Raw genomic sequence first — 15,934 nt, 5'->3', positions numbered from 1 at the left:
AAAGTCAGCAAATAAGTGAGAGATATTGAAATGATTGGACAGAAAAAAATTTTAAAAAAAGCCTTTACAAAAAAATAAAAAGTGGTATAATTAAGTCACAAACAAGTGCAAACGTTTTCGTAAAACGTTTGCCTAATAAATATAAAAGGAGATTTGAATGATGAAAGATACATTCAAAAATGTCTTGTCTTTCGAATTTTGGCAGAAATTCGGTAAGGCTCTAATGGTGGTTATCGCTGTTATGCCAGCGGCTGGATTGATGATCTCAATCGGTAAGTCACTTGCAATGATTGACCCAAACCTTGCTCCCCTAGTTATTACTGGTGGCGTACTAGAGCAAATTGGTTGGGGAGTTATCGGTAACCTTCATATTTTGTTTGCCCTCGCTATTGGAGGAAGCTGGGCTAAAGAACGTGCTGGTGGTGCTTTTGCGGCAGGTCTTGCATTTATCCTTATTAACCGTATCACTGGTACAATCTTCGGTGTATCAGGGGATATGTTGAAAGATCCTAACGCTATGGTTTCAACAATCTTTGGTGGATCTATCAAGGTTGCTGATTACTTCATTAGTGTACTTGAGGCACCAGCCCTTAACATGGGGGTATTTGTAGGGATTATCTCAGGTTTTGTTGGAGCGACTGCATTTAACAAATACTATAATTTCCGTAAACTTCCTGATGCCCTTTCATTCTTTAACGGGAAACGTTTTGTACCATTTGTAGTTATTCTTCGCTCAGCAATCGCTGCAATTCTTCTTTCAGCTTTCTGGCCAGTTGTTCAAACAGGTATCAACAACTTCGGTATCTGGATTGCCAATTCACAAGAAACAGCACCAGTTCTTGCACCATTCTTGTATGGTACTTTGGAACGCTTGCTCTTGCCATTCGGACTTCACCACATGTTGACTATCCCAATGAACTATACAGCTCTTGGTGGTACTTATGATGTGTTAACTGGTGCAGCAAAAGGCACTCAAGTATTTGGACAAGATCCACTTTGGCTTGCATGGGTAACAGACCTTGTAAACCTTAAAGGTACTGACGCAGGTCAATACCAACACTTGTTAGATACAGTACATCCAGCTCGTTTCAAAGTTGGACAAATGATCGGTTCGTTTGGTATCTTGATGGGTATAATTGTGGCTATCTACCGTAACGTTGATCCAGATAAGAAACACCAATACAAAGGTATGATGATCGCAACTGCTCTTGCAACATTCTTGACAGGGGTAACTGAACCAATTGAGTACATGTTCATGTTCATCGCAACACCTCTTTACCTTGTTTACGCTCTTGTTCAAGGTGCTGCCTTTGCAATGGCTGATATTGTGAACCTTCGTGTTCACTCATTCGGTTCAATCGAATTCTTGACTCGTACTCCGCTAGCTATCAACGCTGGTCTTGGTATGGATATCATTAACTTTATCTGGGTTACAGTACTCTTTGGATTTATCATGTACTTCATCGCTAACTTCATGATTAAGAAATTCAACTATGCAACTCCAGGACGTAACGGTAACTACGAAAATGCAGATGGTTCATCTGAATCTTCAGCTGCTGGTGAAACTAAAGTTGCAGAAGCTTCTCAAGCAGTTAACATCATCAACCTTCTCGGTGGACGTGCCAACATCGTTGATGTCGACGCATGTATGACTCGTCTTCGTGTTACTGTACAAGATGCTGAAAAAGTTGGAACAGAAGAACAATGGAAAGCTGAAGGAGCTATGGGACTTGTCATGAAAGGACAAGGTGTCCAAGCTATCTACGGACCTAAAGCTGACGTTTTGAAATCAGATATCCAAGATATTCTTGACTCAGGTGAAGTGATTCCTGAAACTCTTCCAAGTCAAATGGCAGCAACTCAAAAAGATACTGTTGTCTACAAAGGTGTAACTGAAGAAGTTTATTCAGTTGCTGACGGTCAAGTGATTGAATTGGAACAAGTTAAAGATCCAGTCTTCTCACAAAAAATGATGGGTGATGGATTTGCAGTAGAACCAGCAAATGGAAACATTGTATCTCCAGTTTCTGGTACTGTATCAAGCGTCTTCCCAACTAAACATGCTCTTGGTCTTGTAACTGAAGCAGGTCTTGAAGTTCTTGTTCACATTGGTCTTGATACTGTAAGTCTTGAAGGAAAACCATTTGAAGTAATGGTTTCAGAAGGTCAAACAGTCGCTGCTGGTGATCTCTTGGTCAAAGCTGACTTGGGTGCTATCCGTGAAGCTGGTCGTGAAACTACAACTGTAGTTGTCTTCACAAATGGTGACGCGATCAAATCAGTTAAATTACAACAAACAGGTTCTCTTGCAGCTAAAACAGCAGTTGCAAAAGTAGAATTGTAATATTTAGGAGGTTGGAAGCTATTTCCAACCTCTTGTTTAATAGGAGAAAAGCATGAAGTTTTTAACACTCAATACTCATAGTTGGATGGAAAAAGATCCTGAACAAAAGTTTCAACTTTTACTTCAAGATATACTTGAAAACAGTTATGATTTGATTTGTTTTCAGGAAATTAACCAGGAAATTACTTCAGCGCAAGTAGAAGCTGGTGCACTTTATCAGCCATTACCATCTGCTGAGCCGATTCATCAAGACCACTATGTTCGTCTCTTGGTAGAACACTTAGCTGAGCAAGGTCAAAACTATTATTGGACTTGGGCCTACAACCATATTGGTTATGATCGTTACCATGAAGGTGTTGCAATCCTATCTAAAACACCAATTGAAGCGCGTGAAATTTTGGTTTCAGATGTAGATGATCCGACAGATTACCACACTCGTCGAGTTGCTCTAGCAGAGACAGTAGTTGAAGGTAAAGAACTTGCAGTTGCGAGTGTCCATCTCTCTTGGTGGGATAAAGGCTTCCAAGAGGAATGGGCGCGCTTTGAAGCAGTTCTGAAAGAATTGAAGAAGCCACTCTTGCTAGCAGGTGATTTTAATAATCCTGCAGGCCAAGAGGGTTACCAAGCTATTTTAGCTAGTCCACTAAACTTACAAGATGCATTTGAAGTTGCAAAAGAAAGAAGTGGTAGTTACACTGTTCCGCCTGAAATTGATGGTTGGAAGGGAAATACAGAACCACTTCGAATTGATTATGCCTTTACGACAAAGGATATACAGGTAGAAACATTACATGTTGTCTTTGATGGAAAACAAAGTCCACAGGTCAGTGATCACTATGGTCTTCAAGCAGAACTTTCTTGGAAGAACTAACAAATAATTTTACTAAAATAAAACAAGACCCCCTTCGGATATGCGAAGGGGGTTAACTACTCAAGGGGTTAATATAGTTAAAGTTTTTAGTTGAATAACTTGTAAAATGAAATAAAATCCTTTAAAATAAAAAGTGTTGGAGGAATTTATGAATGTAAATCAAATTGTGCGTATGATCCCGACGCTAAAGATAAATAATAGAAGATTAAATGAATTGTTTTATATCCAAACCTTGGGTATGAAACCCTTGCTTGAAGAGTCGGCTTTCTTATCGCTAGGAGACCAGTCAGGCATTGAAAAATTGGTTTTAGAAGAATCACCAAGTATGAGAAGCCGTAAGGTTGAAGGGATCAAAAAATTAGCTAGATTGATTGTAAAAGTAGCGAATCCATCCGAGATTGAAGCCTTACTAGCTAGAATGGAAAAACTTCCTCAACTCTATAAAGGAAATAAGGGATTTGCTTTTGAAGCTCTTTCTCCGGAAGGGGACCTTGTCCTTATCCATGCGGAAGATGACATCAAAGATTTGAGAAAGTTTGATGAAACTGTTACTTTCTCAAAAGATGAGAAGATGCAGTATTTGACAGCATTTGATATTTCAGTAGAGATTAACTTGCCTGATGAAACGACGAGCCTGCTTGAAAAAGAGGAAATCGAAACTAGCCTAGCTTTTAAACAAGCTCAAGGTAGTGATTTGCTCGTTGAAAATAATGTTACTTGGGATTTGTCTATGTTGAAATTCCAAGTAAAAGAACTTGAATTGGCTAGTCTCCGTCAACGTTTTGAAACTGCAGGTTACTTTATTCCTAAGTCTGAGAAGTTTTTCCTAACTAAGGATGCCAACAATATCGAATTGTGGTTTGAAGAAGTATGAAACAAGAAATCATTCAAAAAATAAAGCAACAAATTGAGGCAGGGATTTATCCTGGTGCCTCTTTTGCGTATTATCGGGATGGTGAATGGTCTGATTGCTACCTCGGAGAAGCAGATCCAGAAATTGGAGAGCAGACTTGTCAAGGTTTAGTCTATGATTTGGCAAGTGTGAGCAAAGTTGTCGGAGTTGGAACTGTCTTAACTTTCTTATGGCATCAAGGGGAATTAGATATAGAAAAGTCAGTGACGGAATTTTTACCTGACTCTGACTATCAAGATATCACAATTCGTCAACTCCTCACTCATGCCACAGACTTGGACCCTTATATTCCCAATCGTGACCAGTTGAATGCAGAAGAATTGAAAGAAGCTATGTTTCATCTTAATCGTAGGGAGAAGCGAGCCTTTCTATATTCAGATGTGCACTTTCTCTTGCTAGGTTTTCTCTTGGAAAGATATTTTGATAAGGACTTGGATCAGATTTTGCAAGAGCAAGTTTTGGATCCATGGAGGATGAAGGAAACGAGGTTTGGTCCTGTAACCAGTGCTGTGCCGACTGTTCGTGGTCAGAAAGCAGGAGTGGTGCATGATCCAAAGGCACGTTTGCTTGGGAAACATGCAGGGAGTGCTGGATTGTTTTCAACTGTGAAGGATTTAAAAATCTTCCTAGAGCATTATTTACAGGATGATTTTGCTGAAGATTTGAGCCAGAATTTCTCAGATTTAGATGATAAAGAGCGCTCCTTATCCTGGAATATTGAAGGAGATTGGCTAGACCATACAGGCTATACTGGAACCTTTATCATGTGGAATCGTAAGAAGCAGGAAGCTGCTATTTTCTTGTCCAATAGAACCTACGAAAAGGACGAGCGTGCTCGGTGGATCATAGACCGTAATCAGGTCATGGACTTAATTCGTGAAGCAGACTAGGGAGGGCTCATGTCTAAAGCGTTAAAAGGAACTCTATTTACAGTCATTGCAGGTATCGCTTGGGGACTATCTGGAACCAGTGGGCAGTACCTGATGGCTCATAGGATTTCAGCTCTAGTTCTGACCAATATCCGTTTGATTGTTGCTGGTCTCCTCTTGGTTCTATTGTCCTATATAAAGTCTAAGGAACAATTTCTAGCTTTTTTAAAGGATAAATCAAGTCTCTTTTCTCTCTTGCTATTTTCTTTATTTGGTCTCTTTCTAAATCAATTGGCTTATCTATCAGCCATTCAGGAGACAAATGCTGGCACAGCGACAGTTCTTCAATATGTCTGTCCTGTTGGAATCTTGGCTTACACATGCATCAAAGATAAGGTAGCCCCTACTATAGCAGAAATCATTTCTATGTTTTTGGCTATAGGTGGAACCTTTTTAATTGCGACTCACGGTCAAATGGATCAGCTCTCTATGACACCAGCAGGTCTCTTTTGGGGCTTGTTCTCTGCTTTAACCTATGCTTTGTATATCATTTTACCCATTAAACTGATTCAAAAGTGGGGGAGCATTTTGGTTATTGGTGTTGGAATGACCATTTCTGGTTTTGTGGCAGTTCCATTTACTGGAATTATCGGCGCTAGAATTCCTATGTCATTTGATATTTTTCTAGCCTTTGCTGGAATTATTCTTATTGGAACGGTTTTTGCCTACACAGCTTTTCTCAAGGGAGCCAGTATGGTTGGACCAGTCAAATCTAGTCTTCTGGCGTCGATTGAGCCAATCTCTGCGGTGTTTTTTGCCTTTATGATTATGGGAGATATTTTTTATCCTGTAGATTTTCTTGGTATGGCAATGATTTTGTTGGCTGTAACTATTATTTCTTTAAAGGATTTAATGCTAGAAAAGAAACACAAGTCTATTTAAAGACAGAACAACCTTATAAAGAGGTTGTTTTTTATGTTCTGCATTAATTTATATAATTTTAAGATTGAAAGTTTATAATAAAGTTAGAAAAATAAGCTAAACGGAGGAAATATGAATTTTATACAAAGTATTCATCCTGCTAAACCTTTAAGATACTTAAAATGGTTCGATATCTTAATCATCACTATTTTAATGTTTGGAGAGTTTATCATCCGTTCCACACAACAATTTATGGAGAGTCTATCGCCTTCAACTGTTACCAGTGTCGTGGATACTGCGTCAAATGTAGCAAGTGATGGAGCAGCTTATTCTAGTAATTTCAATTTCCAGTTGATTATGCTAGGGATTACTTTCCTCTATCTTTTGATTCGAAATTATGATTTTAAACAGCTTCCAATTCGCTTTTCTTGGTCAGTTTTGATTTGGGTTCCCCTTATCTTTGCAGTTGTTGGAATAATTGGAGATATTGTAACAACCCTTAGTGGTGAGTATAATTATTTTAATCCTCAGTTGATCCCTTTTATAGATCCCATGGAGATTATTAGAAAATTCATGGCTTTAACACCAATGGCCATTGGTTATGCTTTATTAAATGGTTTTTACGAAGAATTTTTCTTCTTGGGCTTACTGACTTCAGTCAAAGAAAAACATAAGTGGTTAGTCCTAGTTTACTCCGTAATTATCAGGATTTCTTTTCATACCTACCAAGGATTACTCTGGGCCTTAGTTATTGGGCTTGTATATGGACTATTCTATTATTTCTTGTACAAGTATGTAGTCAAGAATTTACTGCCATTCTTTCTTATGCATGCTCTTGCAGATATGTTTGGTTCAAGTCTCTTGTACCTCTTGATTGCTTGGGGGACTTAAGCAAAAAATCCACTCACTCGAGTGGATTTTTTTATGAATGAAATTTATTCTTTATTTTCGTATGGCAAGATCAAGTTCAAAAGAATACCTGTCATAGCTGATAGAGCAGTACCTGAAAGGGTAACTGGACCAAGTTTAAGGATTGCTCCACCAAGTCCAAGTACCAACATGGCACTTGCGATGATAAGATTACGCATTTGACCAAAGTCTACACGTTCCTTGATCAAAACTTTCAAACCGTTGCTGGCGATAACCCCATAAAGAAGGATAGACATACCACCAAGTACGGCACTAGGGATTGTAGAAATCAAGGCAGTGAATTTACCAAGGAAGCTAAGGGCAATTGCGATAAAGGCTGCATTACGGATAACTGAGACAGAAGCGATACGAGTCATACCGATCACCCCAGTATTTTCACCGTAAGTAGTATTAGCAGGACCACCAAGGAAGGCAGATACTGATGTTGCGATACCGTCACCAAGAAGGGTACGGTGAAGACCTGGTTCTTTCAAGAATTGACGGCCACAGATTTGGCTCAAGACCGTGTGGTCTCCAATGTGTTCTGAGATTGTTACGATCGCGATTGGTAAGATTGCGATTGTCTCTGGACCGAAGTAAAGGTTGTATTCTTTGAAGGCACCACCTGTGCTAAATGGTAGGTAGAAGCCTGGAATTTCGAACCAGTTAGCTTGAAGAACAGGAGTGAAGTCAACTAAGCCAAGTGCTAGCGCGAAGAGATATCCACCAATAATTGCAAAGAGGAAAGGAATGATACGAAGGAAACCTTTTCCTTTTGTATTGATAAAAGCAGCGATGAGGAAGGTAACCACAGCTACAAGAGCATTTTTCCAGTTGCCGTCAGCTACAAGACCAGCATTGGTTACGGCAGAACCAGCAAGCCCAAGACCGATAACGATAATCATAGGACCAATAATGATTGGAGGCAAGAGTTTATCAATCCATTTTGTACCTGCGAAGCGAACACTTGCAGCAACAAGGACATAAACAAAACCAGTTAGGATAACCCCTGTCTGAGCAGCAGATACATCACCCCCCATTTCTTTCATGGCAAGTGACATAGCTGTAATAAAGGCGAAAGAAGAACCAAGATAAACAGGAACTCTAAAACCTGTTGCAATCATATAGATGAGGGTACCAACCCCTGAAGCAAAGAGGGCAACAGATACAGGCATTCCCAAAATCAATGGTACCAAGATGGTTGCACCAAACATGGCAAACACGTGCTGGAAACTGAGTAGGATTCCCTTACCAAAAGAAGGACGTTGGTCAACGTCGAGTAACAAATCAACAGTTGATTCTTGTTTCATAAATACCTCACTTTTTGGGCATCAAAAAAGAGCCCATTATTTTACAGCAATAGGCTCTCAGAGTAAGACTTCTTTAAAAAGAGAATTATCTCATTCTTAAAGAATTTCATATATTTCTGCGTCTTCGTCACCTCACGGGATGACATTAAAAACCTTTGCTTAAGATAGTATAGCAGAAAAAATTCGTCTTGTAAACGAATTTTTCCCGAGCCAAGAAATAAGAAAGCGAGGCATGATTTTGTAAATCATTTTTTCCAGAGCAAGGAAATAAAGACGCGAGGTATAATCTTGTGAGTATCTATTTAAAATATCCTAAAGTGGTCGTTTGTTGGGCATACCAGCCTTACGTGGATATTTGTTTGGAGTTTCTTTTTTCTTTTCGACAATAGTGATGTAGCGAGGGTCTCCATTAGGAAGTGTGTAGCTGATGTTGTCTTCAACCTTGCTGAAGAGAAGATTGAGGGCATTCTTGGCTTCTGTCAATTCCTCTGGTGCATTACTGGCCTTAAGTGCCAAAAGTTTTCCTCCTACCTTTAGATAAGGAATCGTTAATTCAGACAAGACCTGCATGCGAGCAACTGCACGAGCTGTTACAATGTCGAATTGGGCACGGAAATTCTTCTCTTGAGCAAAATCTTCTGCGCGCCCATGGTAGAAATGAACACCTTCTAGATTAAGCTCCTCAGCTAAAAGCTGAAGAAAGTTAATGCGCTTATTGAGTGAATCAATGATGGTCACATCTAGCTGAGGGTAGAGAATCTTCATAGGAAGACTTGGGAATCCTGCACCAGCGCCAATATCAAGTAACTTAATTTCTTGGTTTTCTATCAACCCTTGTAGGATAGGAGCGATGGAATCATAAAAGTGTTTAAGATAAACTTCTTCCTTTTCAGTAATTGCAGTCAGGTTGATTTTTTGGTTCCACTCGACTAAGAGTTCAAAATAGCGCTCAAATTGTGCTTTTTGCTGGTCAGTAAGATTAATATTCTGTTCAGCAAGTAGTGTGTAAAAAGTTTCTGGTTTCATAGTTATATCCTTCTTGTATATCATCTTATTTTACCACAAAAACATGGAAATTTGATATACTTGTACTAATCAAAAGGCAGAAAGGAGCTTTATGATGAATTGGATTTTTTATGGACTTCTTGCTCTAATTATTTTCTTGGTAATTGACTGCTATAATAAATTGGTGAAAAATCGTATGCAGACCAAGGAAGCTTGGAGTCAGATTGATGTTCAGTTGAAGCGTCGAAATGATCTCTTACCAAACTTAATTGAAACAGTAAAAGGTTACGCTAAATACGAAAGTTCTACTCTAGAAAAGGTGACTGAACTCCGTAGACAAGTAGCTGCAGCAACTACACCTGCAGAAGCCATGAAAGCTAGTGATGCACTGACTCGTCAGGTATCTGGTATTTTTGCGGTTGCAGAGAATTATCCTGACTTGAAGGCTAGTAGCAATTTTGCTCACTTACAAGAAGAACTGACTAACACAGAAAATAAAATTTCTTATTCACGTCAGCTCTATAATAGTGTCGTTAGCAACTACAATATTAAATTAGAAACTTTCCCAAGTAATCTGGTTGCGGCTATATTTGGCTTCAAGGCAGCGGATTTCCTTCAAACTCCAGAAGAAGAAAAGGCTGTACCTAGAGTTGATTTTAGTGGTTTAGGTGACTAAGATGCTGTACAAACAAATTGCTAGTAATAAACGTAAAACTTGGATTCTTTTAATTGTCTTCTTTCTTTTGCTAGCCTTGGTTGGTTATGCTGTTGGTTTTCTGTTCATGAACTCAGGTATCTGGGGCGTGACTGTAGCTATGATTATCGGTTTCATCTATGCCTTGACCATGATTTTTCAATCTACAGAGATTGTCATGAGCATGAATGGTGCGCGTGAGGTTGATAGAAACGAAGAACCTGTTCTCTATCATGTTGTCGAGGATATGGCATTGGTGGCGCAGATTCCTATGCCACGAGTTTATGTAATTGATGACCCGGGTTTGAATGCCTTCGCCACCGGTTCGAATCCTCTAAATGCTGCTGTTGCTGCTACGTCAGGACTTTTAGAGATCATGAATCGTGAGGAGTTAGAAGCTGTAATCGGGCATGAAGTTAGTCATATTCGCAACTTAGATATTCGAATCTCTACCATTGCTGTTGCTCTTGCCAGTGCCATCACCCTTTTATCGAGTATGGCAGGTCGTATGATGTGGTGGGGTGGAGCTAGTCGTAGTCGTAGAAGTAATGACCGTGATGGTGGAGGACTTGAGATTATTTTATTGGTCCTATCTCTCTTGGCCATTGTTCTAGCGCCTTTAGCAGCAACTTTGGTGCAGTTAGCTATCTCTCGCCAACGAGAATTTTTAGCAGATACTTCAAGTGTGGAACTAACTCGTAATCCTCAGGGGATGATCAATGCTTTACAAAAATTAGACAATAGTCAACCCATGAGTCATCATGTAGATGATGCTAGTAGTGCCCTTTATATCAATGATCCTCAAAAACCAGGTTTCTTGAAAAAACTATTTTATACGCATCCACCTATTTCAGAGCGAATTGAACGTTTGAAACAAATGTAAAAAAACATCCAGAGAACTTTCTCTGGATGTTTTATTTCCAAAAGTTAAAGATCTTGTAAATCAACTACTTCTAAACCATGCTCTGTCAGACTATAAATACTGGTACAGACTTCTTTTAAGAAACGTCGATCATGCGAAACAGTAACCAGACCACCGGGATAAGTGGCAAAGAGTTTTCTGATTTCTGGTTGAGAAGTTGGAGAAAAATTTCGTGTGGGTTCATCCAGAAGGAGAAAGTTCGGTTTTCGTAGAACTAAATTCAAAAGAAGGAGTTTACCTTGTTGACCTCCAGATAAGGAGTGGATTTGCTGGTGCATCTCTGGATAACTGAAATTGAGACTGGCTAGGAAGGATTGGATTTTCTGTAATTCCTCTTTATGTCCAGTTTGGCTGAGAAATTCTACTGGCGATAGAGCCAATTGCAATGTTTCTTGGTAATCTTGTGGCATAAATCCAAGCGAGATTTCTCGCTTATTATTAAGAAGTTGCTGCAGCTTGGCTAAAAGTGTGGATTTGCCAATGCCATTGGGACCGATAATACCAATTTTTTCTTGACCACGGACAGTTAGTTGTAACTCCTGAGCTAAAACACGCTCACCAATAGACAAATTTTTCTTTTCCAGTCGAATTAAGACTTTAGAAGCTGCTAATGGCTCTATATCTGAAAAGAAAAGTTGGATTTGTTCCTCTTCAAGCGGCTTTTGGGTCATGGACTGAGCTACTTTTTCGTAGCGTTTTTCTTGAGAAAGAACATTTTTCATCTTTTTAGCTAATAGGCGGCCCGCAACATCATTTTTAGTGTTACGCAAGGCAGTTTCTACTTTTTGCTTGACTCTGCGATGCTTTTCCATGGTTTTTTCATAGGAACGTTGGTCGTTGGCAGCTTGCTGGCTTTGTCTGGCAAAATGAGCCTTTCTCTGTTCACTATAGCGATCATAGTCTAGATGTTCGACTAGGGTTTCAGCTTCCTTTCGGTGCTTGACTAGTCGCAAGTGGATAATGGTATCTGCCGTTCGAGAGAGGAATTCTTCATCATGAGAAATGAAAATAACGGTTTGCCTCATCTTCTGAATTTGACCTTTTAGCCAATCAATCGTCTCAAGATCTAGGTCATTTGAAGGTTCATCTAAAAATAGAATGTCAAAGGGTTTAGCCAATTCATGGATGAGCTGAATTTTCAAAGCTTCGCCCCCTGATAGACTGCCAATTTCTTGGTCACTAGCAAAACGGTCGCTATCAAAGTGCAACTCCTCCGCCAAACGATAAAGAATGCTGTAGTCCAAATCTGTAGGCTCTAAAAAGAAGTAGTCCTGTAGAGATTTTTTCTTCAGTTCTTCAGGGAGATGTTGGGGAATGCAGGCCAGGGACTGAAAGTCAGACTGGATTTCTCCACTGATTGAGAAATCAGCTAATCTTTCGCCCATTAAAGTTTTAAGTAAGGTTGATTTTCCATTGCCTTCTTCGCCGATAATAGCGACCTTTTCTCCGTCTTGGATGGTGATATTTAAATCGGAAACAAGGTCTCGTAAATCTTTGTTTTGTGTGATAGTTAGATGATTGATGTTTATCATATTATTGCACTTTCTAGAATGTCCATATTGCATAACAAAAAGCTCTACTTTATCTAGTAGAGCCAATCGTCTATGTCAAAAAATCCTCTTTTAAAAAGGCTGAAAATCCACCACAAAAAAGAGTACACAAAAAGAGACAGAAACAAGATCTACTAAATAAAGGTTCTTTATTTGATAGACTTAGTTGTTCATGTCTCCCTTACCTCCGAGTATTGCTACAATCATCATACTCTTTTTGCGAAAATTTGTCAAGATTAAGCCAGAAAATCCTCTTTATATTAAAGACCAAAAACAGGTCCGTAAAGTGTCAATGTATGTTTAACGTGATCGTAGTGGAACTTGTCATAGTTTCTCCAAGCAGTGCGAGCTTGATCGTTTAGTTTTAGTGAGCCAAGTCCAATCAAAAGACTAGTCCGTTGGTAAAAAGTTTCCAGTTCAATTAAGATAGCGTTGTCTACTTTCTCAGCTTTTTTAAGTTCTCTGAGAATCTCATCTATATTTTGCTGTAAGCGTAGATCATCAGGTAATCCTTGTTTACAGTTTTGTATAGTTTGATTTAATTCTGAAACGAGTTGATAGGCTTCAGCTAAAAGAACTTTGTCTTCCATATGAGCGTCCTCCTTTGCTCATGTATTGATGCCTATAGTATAGCACAAAAAATAAAATTGTCATAATAAATATATCAAAAAATAGAGAATGATTTTTTGAAAGTTTAGTTGCCTTGCTAGCGCTCTTTTCATGGTATAATCAAGGGAGTAAATCTTTATGGAGGAAGTATGAAATTAAATATTCAAGAAATTCGTAAGCAGCCTGAAGGCTTGCACTTTGAGCAAACTTTAGACTTGGCAACTGACTTACGTGCTCGTAATCAAGAAATTTTAGATGTAAAAGATATCAAAGCAGCGGGGAAGGCTCAGTACGAAGACCGTATGTTTTTCCTAGACTATCTCTTATCTTATACAATCGTCCTAGCTTCTAGCCGTAGTATGGAACCGGTAGAAATGAAAGAGTCTTATCCAGTGACAGAAGTCTTTATGGAAGGTGCTACCAATCAACTTGACCAAGAAGTTCTAGATGATGACTTAGTTTTACCGATTGAAAATGGTGAAATCGACCTTGCTGAGAGTGTTTCAGATAATATCTTGCTAAACATTCCAATCAAGGTCTTAACAGCTGAGGAAGAAGCTGGTCAGGGTTTTGTCTCTGGAAATGACTGGCAAATCATGTCTGAGGAAGAATATCAAGCTCAACAAGCAGTTAAGAAAGAAGAAAATAGTCCTTTTGCAGGCTTGCAAGGGCTGTTTGACGGAGACGAGTAAATGGTTTTATCCAAGAAACGCGCCCGTCATGTCATAGAGGAAATCATTGCTCTATTTCCCGATGCAAAACCTAGTCTAGACTTTCGCAATCATTTTGAGCTTTTGGTTGCCGTTATGCTATCTGCTCAGACGACAGATGCTGCAGTCAACAAGGCCACACCAGGTCTCTTTGCAGCGTTCCCTACGCCTCAAGCCATGGCAGATGCCAGTGAGAGCGAAATTGCAAAACATATTTCTCGTCTAGGTCTTTATCGAAACAAAGCAAAATTCCTCAAAAAATGTGCCCAACAACTTCTGGATGATTTTGGCGGTCAAGTTCCTCAGACCAGGGAAGAATTAGAAAGCTTAGCTGGTGTTGGGCGTAAAACAGCTAATGTAGTCATGAGTGTGGGTTTTGGAATTCCAGCTTTTGCGGTAGATACCCATGTGGAGCGCATTTGTAAACACCATGATATTGTTAAAAAATCAGCTACACCACTAGAGGTTGAAAAACGTGTCATGGATGTCTTGCCACCAGAAAAGTGGTTGGCGGCGCATCAGGCCATGATTTACTTTGGTCGTGCTATCTGTCATCCCAAAAATCCAGAATGCGAACACTATCCACAGTTATACGATTTTAGTTCATTATAAGGCCAAGTATTGAATGTTTTTACTTGCTTTGCACTGGGCTTTGTGATATAGTAAGGACAATAAAATATTCCTTTAAAACTGTCCCGTGAGGCAGGCAAGGAGCTCGATAAAGTAGAAGGGTAAGTCTATACTGTATACAGTAGGGCTCGCTTGGCTATACATTTCAAGTCTCCTTGTGTTAGGAGACTTTTCTTTTTGGAGGTTTGTCATGAAGACAAAAGAAGTTGTTGACGAATTAACCGTCAAGCGAGCAATTACGCGTATCACTTATGAAATTATCGAACGCAACAAAGATTTGAATAAAATTATTTTAGCGGGAATTAAAACACGTGGTGTCTTTATTGCTCACCGTATTCAAGAACGCTTGGAACAATTGGAAAACATCTCAGTTCCTGTTGTAGAATTAGATACTAAACCTTTCCGCGACGATGTTAAGAGTGGTGAGGATACTTCATTAATTTCTGTCGATGTAACAGACCGCGAAGTCATTTTGGTGGATGATGTGCTCTATACAGGCCGTACAATCCGTGCTGCTATCGATAACATTGTCGGACATGGTCGTCCAGCGCGCGTGAGTCTTGCGGTACTAGTTGACCGTGGACACAGAGAATTGCCAATTCGTCCAGATTACGTTGGGAAAAATATTCCAACCAGTCGTTCGGAAGAAATCATCGTTGAGATGACAGAACTTGATGGCCAAGATAGAGTTTTGATTACTGAAGAAGCTTAATAGCTAAAGGAGTAGCCATGTCAGAAAATCAACAAGCACTCAACCATGTGGTGTCCATGGAAGATCTCACTGTGGATCAGGTTATGAAATTGATTAAACGAGGGATTGAGTTTAAGAATGGAGCTCGGTTGCCTTACGAAGACCATCCCATTGTTTCCAATCTTTTCTTTGAAAATTCGACAAGAACGCATAAATCGTTTGAAGTTGCGGAGATCAAACTAGGATTGGAACGACTTGACTTTGATGTAAAGACAAGTTCAGTCAACAAGGGTGAGACACTCTATGATACCATCCTAACCTTATCCGCACTGGGGGTAGATGTCTGCGTTATTCGTCACCCTAAGGTTGATTACTACAGAGAATTGATTGCGAGTCCGACAATCACGACTTCGATTATCAACGGTGGTGACGGTTCAGGGCAACATCCTAGTCAGAGTCTGCTTGATTTAATGACAATTTACGAAGAATTTGGACATTTTGAAGGACTCAAGGTTGCGATTGCTGGAGACTTGGACCATTCACGTGTTGCCAAATCCAATATGCAGATTTTGAAACGCTTAGGTGCAGAGCTCTACTTTGCAGGACCTGAAGAATGGCGAAGTCAAGAATTTGCGGACTATGGACAGTTTGTTACCATTGATGAGATTGTTGATCAGGTGGATGTTCTGATGTTGCTTCGGGTTCAACATGAACGTCACGAAAGTGGAGCCGTCTTTTCAAAAGAAGGCTATCATGCTCAACATGGCTTGAACCAAGAACGCTACAATCGCTTAAAAGAAGAAGCAATCATTATGCATCCTGCTCCAGTAAATCGGGATGTAGAAATTGCTGACCACTTGGTTGAAGCTCCAAAATCACGTATTGTCCAACAAATGACCAATGGAGTCTTTGTTCGAATGGCAATCTTAGAATCCGTATTGGCAAGTAGAAAAGCCAAATAAGACACAAAACGTTAAAAGACGCCA

16 protein-coding genes are annotated in these 15,934 nt (G+C 39.6%); 12 read left to right on the top strand and 4 right to left on the bottom strand.

Translation table 11 applies throughout. The features are described from left to right. Positions 1-157: 157 nt before the first annotated feature. From NMM19_RS00485 to NMM19_RS00460, 6 genes are all read left to right on the top strand, one after another. Positions 158-2,344 (top strand): PTS transporter subunit IIBC, encoded by a 2,187-nt coding sequence (locus tag NMM19_RS00485; RefSeq protein ID WP_178895191.1) that lies wholly within the window; start codon positions 158-160, stop codon positions 2,342-2,344. 52 nt (positions 2,345-2,396) lie between these two features. Next, positions 2,397-3,215: an endonuclease/exonuclease/phosphatase family protein gene (locus NMM19_RS00480; RefSeq protein WP_178895190.1), complete on the top strand. Its 819-nt coding sequence runs from the start codon at positions 2,397-2,399 to the stop codon at positions 3,213-3,215. A 148-nt stretch (positions 3,216-3,363) separates the two neighbouring features. Continuing rightward, complete coding sequence (locus NMM19_RS00475) at positions 3,364-4,089, top strand: CppA N-terminal domain-containing protein (RefSeq protein ID WP_178895189.1); 726 nt, start codon at positions 3,364-3,366, stop codon at positions 4,087-4,089. Beyond that, on the top strand, positions 4,086-5,018 hold the full coding sequence (locus tag NMM19_RS00470; RefSeq protein ID WP_178895188.1) for a serine hydrolase domain-containing protein: 933 nt from the start codon (positions 4,086-4,088) through the stop codon (positions 5,016-5,018). The genes NMM19_RS00475 and NMM19_RS00470 overlap by 4 nt, the downstream gene beginning before the upstream one ends. A 9-nt stretch (positions 5,019-5,027) precedes the next feature. Next, on the top strand, positions 5,028-5,939 hold the full coding sequence (locus tag NMM19_RS00465) for a DMT family transporter (RefSeq protein WP_178895187.1): 912 nt from the start codon (positions 5,028-5,030) through the stop codon (positions 5,937-5,939). Between the two features lie 111 nt (positions 5,940-6,050). Further along, complete coding sequence (locus tag NMM19_RS00460; protein ID WP_178895186.1) at positions 6,051-6,809, top strand: CPBP family intramembrane glutamic endopeptidase; 759 nt, start codon at positions 6,051-6,053, stop codon at positions 6,807-6,809. Between the two features lie 44 nt (positions 6,810-6,853). On the opposite strand, the gene NMM19_RS00455 is transcribed toward NMM19_RS00460, so the two are convergent. Beyond that, positions 6,854-8,137 carry a uracil-xanthine permease family protein gene (locus NMM19_RS00455; RefSeq protein ID WP_178895185.1) on the bottom strand — a complete coding sequence of 428 codons (1,284 nt, stop codon included), beginning with the start codon at positions 8,135-8,137 and terminating at the stop codon, positions 6,854-6,856. Between the two features lie 312 nt (positions 8,138-8,449). Next, the gene (gene rsmG / locus NMM19_RS00450) at positions 8,450-9,163 is read right to left on the bottom strand and encodes a 16S rRNA (guanine(527)-N(7))-methyltransferase RsmG (protein ID WP_178895184.1); all 714 of its coding nucleotides are present in this window, start codon (positions 9,161-9,163) and stop codon (positions 8,450-8,452) included. Positions 9,164-9,257: 94 nt separating this feature from the next. Between rsmG and NMM19_RS00445 the strand changes: the two genes are divergently transcribed. Continuing rightward, positions 9,258-9,818, top strand: a complete 561-nt coding sequence (locus tag NMM19_RS00445; RefSeq protein ID WP_178895183.1) for a LemA family protein — start codon at positions 9,258-9,260, stop codon at positions 9,816-9,818. Between the two features lies 1 nt (position 9,819). Continuing rightward, entirely contained in the window at positions 9,820-10,719 is a 900-nt protein-coding gene (htpX, locus tag NMM19_RS00440; protein WP_178895182.1) for a zinc metalloprotease HtpX, read from the top strand. A gap of 44 nt (positions 10,720-10,763) precedes the next feature. On the opposite strand, the gene NMM19_RS00435 is transcribed toward htpX, so the two are convergent. Together NMM19_RS00435 and NMM19_RS00430 are read right to left on the bottom strand one after the other, a co-directional pair. Continuing rightward, positions 10,764-12,323: an ATP-binding cassette domain-containing protein gene (locus NMM19_RS00435; protein WP_178895657.1), complete on the bottom strand. Its 1,560-nt coding sequence runs from the start codon at positions 12,321-12,323 to the stop codon at positions 10,764-10,766. A gap of 245 nt (positions 12,324-12,568) precedes the next feature. Then, on the bottom strand, positions 12,569-12,898 hold the full coding sequence (locus NMM19_RS00430) for a helicase BlpT (RefSeq protein ID WP_178895181.1): 330 nt from the start codon (positions 12,896-12,898) through the stop codon (positions 12,569-12,571). 168 nt (positions 12,899-13,066) lie between these two features. Between NMM19_RS00430 and NMM19_RS00425 the strand changes: the two genes are divergently transcribed. The 4 genes from NMM19_RS00425 (at position 13,067) to NMM19_RS00410 (ending at position 15,910) form a co-directional block, all read left to right on the top strand. After that, complete coding sequence (locus NMM19_RS00425) at positions 13,067-13,609, top strand: DUF177 domain-containing protein (protein ID WP_178895180.1); 543 nt, start codon at positions 13,067-13,069, stop codon at positions 13,607-13,609. After that, positions 13,610-14,239 carry an endonuclease III gene (nth, locus tag NMM19_RS00420; RefSeq protein WP_178895179.1) on the top strand — a complete coding sequence of 210 codons (630 nt, stop codon included), beginning with the start codon at positions 13,610-13,612 and terminating at the stop codon, positions 14,237-14,239. Positions 14,240-14,447: 208 nt separating this feature from the next. Continuing rightward, positions 14,448-14,969 (top strand): bifunctional pyr operon transcriptional regulator/uracil phosphoribosyltransferase PyrR, encoded by a 522-nt coding sequence (gene pyrR / locus NMM19_RS00415; protein WP_000850019.1) that lies wholly within the window; start codon positions 14,448-14,450, stop codon positions 14,967-14,969. 17 nt (positions 14,970-14,986) lie between these two features. After that, positions 14,987-15,910 (top strand): aspartate carbamoyltransferase catalytic subunit, encoded by a 924-nt coding sequence (locus NMM19_RS00410; RefSeq protein WP_178895178.1) that lies wholly within the window; start codon positions 14,987-14,989, stop codon positions 15,908-15,910. The last annotated feature ends 24 nt before the right edge of the window (positions 15,911-15,934 follow it).

This window comes from Streptococcus sp. CF8_St5-17, from assembly GCF_024295665.1.
In the GTDB taxonomy this organism is placed as follows: Bacteria; Bacillota; Bacilli; order Lactobacillales; family Streptococcaceae; genus Streptococcus.
This window is presented reverse-complemented; position numbering and strand designations above follow the sequence as displayed.

Bases quoted from the DNA above. Each gene is read 5' to 3' on its own strand.
- NMM19_RS00485 (WP_178895191.1), top strand. From the start codon at position 158: ATGATGAAAGATACATTCAAAAATGTCTTGTCTTTCGAATTTTGGCAG.
- NMM19_RS00480 (WP_178895190.1), top strand. From the start codon at position 2,397: ATGAAGTTTTTAACACTCAATACTCATAGTTGGATGGAAAAAGATCCT.
- NMM19_RS00475 (WP_178895189.1), top strand. From the start codon at position 3,364: ATGAATGTAAATCAAATTGTGCGTATGATCCCGACGCTAAAGATAAAT.
- NMM19_RS00470 (WP_178895188.1), top strand. From the start codon at position 4,086: ATGAAACAAGAAATCATTCAAAAAATAAAGCAACAAATTGAGGCAGGG.
- NMM19_RS00465 (WP_178895187.1), top strand. From the start codon at position 5,028: ATGTCTAAAGCGTTAAAAGGAACTCTATTTACAGTCATTGCAGGTATC.
- NMM19_RS00460 (WP_178895186.1), top strand. From the start codon at position 6,051: ATGAATTTTATACAAAGTATTCATCCTGCTAAACCTTTAAGATACTTA.
- NMM19_RS00455 (WP_178895185.1), bottom strand. From the start codon at position 8,137: ATGAAACAAGAATCAACTGTTGATTTGTTACTCGACGTTGACCAACGT.
- rsmG (WP_178895184.1), bottom strand. From the start codon at position 9,163: ATGAAACCAGAAACTTTTTACACACTACTTGCTGAACAGAATATTAAT.
- NMM19_RS00445 (WP_178895183.1), top strand. From the start codon at position 9,258: ATGAATTGGATTTTTTATGGACTTCTTGCTCTAATTATTTTCTTGGTA.
- htpX (WP_178895182.1), top strand. From the start codon at position 9,820: ATGCTGTACAAACAAATTGCTAGTAATAAACGTAAAACTTGGATTCTT.
- NMM19_RS00435 (WP_178895657.1), bottom strand. From the start codon at position 12,323: ATGCAATATGGACATTCTAGAAAGTGCAATAATATGATAAACATCAAT.
- NMM19_RS00430 (WP_178895181.1), bottom strand. From the start codon at position 12,898: ATGGAAGACAAAGTTCTTTTAGCTGAAGCCTATCAACTCGTTTCAGAA.
- NMM19_RS00425 (WP_178895180.1), top strand. From the start codon at position 13,067: ATGAAATTAAATATTCAAGAAATTCGTAAGCAGCCTGAAGGCTTGCAC.
- nth (WP_178895179.1), top strand. From the start codon at position 13,610: ATGGTTTTATCCAAGAAACGCGCCCGTCATGTCATAGAGGAAATCATT.
- pyrR (WP_000850019.1), top strand. From the start codon at position 14,448: ATGAAGACAAAAGAAGTTGTTGACGAATTAACCGTCAAGCGAGCAATT.
- NMM19_RS00410 (WP_178895178.1), top strand. From the start codon at position 14,987: ATGTCAGAAAATCAACAAGCACTCAACCATGTGGTGTCCATGGAAGAT.